This window comes from Actinosynnema sp. NPDC023658 (assembly GCF_040639995.1).
GTDB lineage: Bacteria > Actinomycetota > Actinomycetes > Mycobacteriales > Pseudonocardiaceae > Actinosynnema.
In genome coordinates, this window is sequence record NZ_JBFAAX010000441.1 from 1 (window position 1) to 4,773 (window position 4,773).

The window sequence follows — 4,773 nt, forward strand, 5'->3', positions numbered from 1 at the left end:
AGCTGGCGTAGCGGGTGTCGAGGCCCTGGTGGATCGGGGAGTTGGCGGTCAGCGCCAGCAGCACGGGCAGCCAGGGGCGCAGGTGGTTGCAGACCTGCACGGCGGTCTCCCGGTCCGGCACGGCGACGTGCACGTGGCAGCCGCACACGCCGTGCTCGGCGGCCAGCATCCCGTAGTCCCGCCCGATGCGCCGGTAGCGGTCGGAGTCGCTGAACTGCTGCCCCATCGGCCCGGCCAGCGGAACGCCGACCGCCAGCAGTCGCGCGCCGGACCGGAGGGCCGCCGACGCGGCCACCGAGCGCGCGCTCAGCAGGTGCCCGCGCACCTCGCCCACCGTGCGGCACACGGGCGTGTTGTTCTCCACCAGGTATCGCGTTAGATCCGGCTGGAGGTCCCCGCCCGACCGGTTCGCCAGCTCCACGACGTCCCCGGCGGCCGGGACGGGCAGGCCGGTGTCCGGGTCGACGACCAGGAACTCCTCCTCCACCCCCAGCGTCGGCACGTCGGAACCGGCCGGGAGGGGGTGATCAGCGTTGATCATGGTGTCCTCATCGCTCGCTGGTGATCCGCACGCGACCGCACCAGCGCGCCGTCGTCACGCGCCGACCACGGCGCTGCCCCGCACGAGGGCGGCCGCACGGGTGTCGGCAGGCTGTTCGACCGACCAGGAGTCCCCCGGCGGCACCGGTCGCATGAGTTCGGAACCGCCGGGGGGATCACCGGAATACCACTGCCGGGTGCGGGCAAACCGGGGTCTTCGCGCTCGTCGATCGCCGGTCCGCCGCGCCGCGCCGACCGATCCGGCGGCGCACGGGTGGTTTCGACGGTCCGGCGGGGGTACTCGATCGGCACGTCAAAAAGCCGGCGACCCGCAGTCCGCACCGATCGTGGCGGTCGACCCGTCCGCGGTCGGCCGGTGCGCTCCGAGCCCCCTGGACTCCGCCATGGCCACCACACCCCGTCCCGACCGCGGCGCGGTCATCACCTTCCTCAACCCGGACGTGCTCAACCCCGCGGCGTTCCTGCGCGGTGTCGTCATAGGACCGCCCGTGGTCGACCCGCAGACCGCGCACGCGTGGGTTCCGGTGCTGCTGCCCGACCGCACGGTGTCCGTGTTGGACACCAGGAACATCATCGAGGTGCAACCGTCCTCGGAGAACTCCTGAGCCGATCCGGAGTGGGCCGATCGGGAGTGGGCCGATCCGGAGTGGACGGACAGCGGGGGTCGTCGGACGGCTCAGCGCGCGTCCTCGCCCTCCTGCCACCGGTGGACGCCGGCGCCCTGCGCGTAGGACAGGTGGCCGCCGAGCGCGCCGCCGACGCCGAGCACCGCCAGCCCCACCAACCCCCAGGCGCGCGCGGCTCCGTCACCGCGGCACCGCGTCGAGGCGAGGAAGCAGCCCGCGGCGACCAGGTTGGCGACCGCGTGCAGGGCGCCGACGCGCCGCTGCCGGGCGTCCAGGCGGGAGAAGTCGGCCAAGCCGACCAGCACGGACGGCGGCGTCGCGGCGAGCCCGACCATGACCCGCTGCCGCGCGGCGGTGCGCCGGCCGAAGCCGATGTCGAGCACCGCGGAGCACGTCCAGGCGCCGATCGGCACGGTCACCAGCAACGGGTGCACCGGGTGGCCGAGCCACGCGCCGCGCAGCAGCCGGTCCGCCTTGCCCCGGCCCAGCACCCGCCGCACCGCCCGTGCGACCGCGCCGGCCGGTGCGTCGACGGCGTCGACCGATTCGGCGGCGTGCAATGTCCGACGTACTGCGCTCATGCGCCCCGAGTACCCGGCGCGGGCACGGTGAACCGCTCGCGGCCCGCCCGTGGGTCGGCGCTCCTGAGCACCCGCAGCCGCCGTTGGACGGTCACCGTCGTGGCGGATCGCGGTGCCCGTGCACCGCCTGGCGCCGGACGGAACCCCGCCCTCCTGGTCGTGCTCGGCTGGTTCTCGTGACTGGACCAGGAACGTCCCTGCGCGCGCTCGCCGCGGCCCTGGGCGGCGCGGCCGCCCTGCTGGCCGCCGCGCCCGCCGCCACCGCCGCGCCCTCGGTGCAAGTGCTGTGCGAAACCGGTGGCAACGCCTACTTCTGCGAGGTGTACGTCACCGGCGCCGTCGGCGCGACCACGATCCAGTGGGCCAAGAACGGCAGCGCCATGCCCGCCTCCGACAACATGTCCTACGTCAACCAGTCGTGCCGCGGCGGCACGTACCTGACCCTGACCGCCACGGTCACCGACGCCACCGGCGCGTCCACCGACTCGGCCTCGTTCGTCTGCTCGTCCGGTCCCTGGCCGTAAGCCCGCGCCGCTGCGCACGGCGCGTGGTCACGGCGAGACGAGCGTCATGCGGTCCAGCATCTCCTCCAGGTGGCCCTCCGACGCGGCGTGCGCGTAGTAGCCGTGGTAGAGATCGGTGAGCACGCGCACCACCGCGTCCGGCGGGAGCACCGGGTTGTCGCGGATCCCCCGCCACAGCACGATCATCGGCACCAGCCCGCCGGGGTTCGCGAGGTCCGGCATGGAGTAGTCGCCCAGCGACGTGACCGGTCGCGCCCCCCAGCGCTCGTAGAAGGCCACCCGCCGGGCCAGGAGCGGATCACGCCCCGGGGTCCGGACCGGGTCCTCCACCTCCAGCACGATCCCCTGCACCGAGGGGTCGGCCCGCAGGTCGTCCACGATCGCGGCGAGCACGGCGGCGCCCGTCCCCGAACCGCGCTCGGTGGGCTGCACGGCCAGGTACTCCAGGTAGGCCGCACCGGACTCGGGCAGGGACAGCGCCGTGGCGAACCCGGTCAGCCGGCCGTCGGCCGAGTGGGCCGTCCACAGCCAGGTGCTGTTGCGGCAGGAGACCGTGTCGTGCGCGCTGCGTTCGGCGGGCGGGAACGCTTCCTCCCAGATCGCCTCGATGCGCCGGCAGTCCTCAGGTGACACGGTCCGCCACTCACGTCGGCGCACCGAGGGCAGGTCGGACCCGGTACCAGGCTCGCTCATCTTCTGCCTGAACTCCTCGTCGGGACAGGGCACGCCCGAACACCGGGTCGTCCGCAGTCGGGTAACCGCACCGTTGAGCGGGTGATCCGATCGTTGCCCGCCGCACCCGGGATCCGCACCGCAGGATTGCGGTCATAATAATACGGAAATGCGTGGTGACTACTCGCGGTGGCGAGTTGATCACGTTATGCGCGCCAATTCGGACAAATGCGCGCGACCTACTCTCGCATCAACTATTCGGGGTGATGAACGCCGCCGAATTGCGGATCCGGACGACCGCCGTTGTCCTAGCATCCCCTGGTCGGGGGGCGGCCGGGTGGTTCGTGGCGAGAGGTAGTCGGTGAGCGTCACCAACGAAGGGAACGACCTCGGCGGCAGCGTCGTGGGCTCGGTGCTCCAAGCGCGTGACGTGCAAGGGGGCGTGCACTTCCACCAGGTCGTCGACCCCGCCGACCGGTCCTGGGTGACGCCCCGGCAGCTGCCCGGCGCGTTCCCCTACTTCGTCGGGCGCGAGCCGGAACTCGCCCGGTTGACCGGGGTGCTCGACGACGCCGCCGAGAACGGGGCGACGCTGGTCATCTCCGCGATCAGCGGGACGGCCGGGGTCGGCAAGACCACTTTGGCGGTGCACTGGGCACACCAGGCCGCGAAGCGCTTTCCGGACGGGCAGTTGTACGTCAACCTGCGGGGGTTCGACCCGACCGGTGTGCCCATGCCGCCCGCCGAGGCGATTCGGGGATTCCTCGACGCATTCCAGGTTCCGCCTGAGCGCATCCCCACCGGTTTCGACGCCCTGCTCGGTTTGTACCGGAGCACCTTGGCGGGACGGCGGGTGTTGCTGATCCTGGACAACGCGCGGAGTTCCGAGCAGGTGCGACCGCTGTTGCCCGGCCACCCGACCTGCCTGACCCTCATCACCAGCCGGGACCGGCTCACCGGTCTGATCGCCCGGGACGGCGCGCGTCCGATGACCCTGAAGGTGATGGAGGACGACGAGGCCGTCGAGCTGCTGAGGCGAAGGCTCGGTGCGCACCGGGTGGAAGCCGAGCCCCGCGCCGTCCAGCAGCTCATCCGGCTCTGCGCCCGCCTGCCGCTCGCCCTCGCCCTGGTGGCGGCGCGGGCCATGACGCAGGAGGACCTGGCGCTCGCGACCCTGGCCGAAGAGCTGCGCGACGAGCGGCGGCGGTTCGACGCGCTCGACGCCGGCGACAGCCAGGACGGTGCCCGCGCGGTGTTCTCCTGGTCCTACCGCGCCCTGACGCCCGACGCCGCCGCCTTGTTCCGCCTGCTGGGGCTGCACCCCGGCACCACCGTCAGCGCACCGGCGGCGGCCGCCCTCGTCGGCGTGCGCCCGTCCGAGGTGCGGGCGCCGCTGGCCGAGCTGGTCCGCGCGCACCTGCTGGAGCGGCTCGGCTCGGGGCGCTACCAGTCCCACGACCTGCTGCGCAGCTACGCCGCCGAACTGGCCGCGGACGAGGAGCCCGCCGTCAGCCGTCGAGCCGCGGTGCGCCGCATGCTCGACTTCTACCTCCGGACCTGTTCGGCCGCGGACCGCCGGATCGCACCGCAGCGCGAGCGCATCGCGTTGCAGCAGCCGACCGAGGACGTGGAACCGCTCCCCGTCGTCGACGAGCAGGAGGCGCTGGACTGGTTCGCCGCGGAACGCGCCACGCTGCCGGTCGTCATCGACCACGCGGTCCACCACGGGCTCGACACCTACGCCTGGCAGCTGGCGTGGACGCTCGCGACCTACCTCGAACGCCAAGGCCACTGGCAGGACTGGGTGTC

Annotated in this window: 6 protein-coding genes; 3 read left to right on the top strand and 3 right to left on the bottom strand. The window is 73.0% G+C overall.

What is annotated here, in order from left to right:
- A partial coding sequence (locus AB0G02_RS28390; protein WP_360799637.1) for a glutamate-cysteine ligase family protein occupies window positions 1-541 on the bottom strand: 541 nt, incomplete at its 3' end.
- A gap of 403 nt (window positions 542-944) precedes the next feature.
- Here AB0G02_RS28390 and AB0G02_RS28395 point away from each other — a divergent pair.
- Window positions 945-1,166 (top strand): hypothetical protein, encoded by a 222-nt coding sequence (locus tag AB0G02_RS28395; protein WP_360799640.1) that lies wholly within the window; start codon window positions 945-947, stop codon window positions 1,164-1,166.
- A gap of 71 nt (window positions 1,167-1,237) precedes the next feature.
- On the opposite strand, the gene AB0G02_RS28400 is transcribed toward AB0G02_RS28395, so the two are convergent.
- Window positions 1,238-1,768: a DUF2231 domain-containing protein gene (locus AB0G02_RS28400; protein ID WP_360799643.1), complete on the bottom strand. Its 531-nt coding sequence runs from the start codon at window positions 1,766-1,768 to the stop codon at window positions 1,238-1,240.
- Between the two features lie 176 nt (window positions 1,769-1,944).
- Between AB0G02_RS28400 and AB0G02_RS28405 the strand changes: the two genes are divergently transcribed.
- Window positions 1,945-2,292 (top strand): hypothetical protein, encoded by a 348-nt coding sequence (locus AB0G02_RS28405; RefSeq protein WP_360799646.1) that lies wholly within the window; start codon window positions 1,945-1,947, stop codon window positions 2,290-2,292.
- Between the two features lie 27 nt (window positions 2,293-2,319).
- Here the strand turns inward: AB0G02_RS28405 and AB0G02_RS28410 are convergent, their stop codons facing one another.
- Window positions 2,320-2,985 (bottom strand): GNAT family N-acetyltransferase, encoded by a 666-nt coding sequence (locus AB0G02_RS28410; RefSeq protein ID WP_360799649.1) that lies wholly within the window; start codon window positions 2,983-2,985, stop codon window positions 2,320-2,322.
- 340 nt (window positions 2,986-3,325) lie between these two features.
- Here AB0G02_RS28410 and AB0G02_RS28415 point away from each other — a divergent pair.
- On the top strand, window positions 3,326-4,773 hold a 1,448-nt coding region (locus AB0G02_RS28415), incomplete at its 3' end, for an NB-ARC domain-containing protein (protein WP_360799652.1).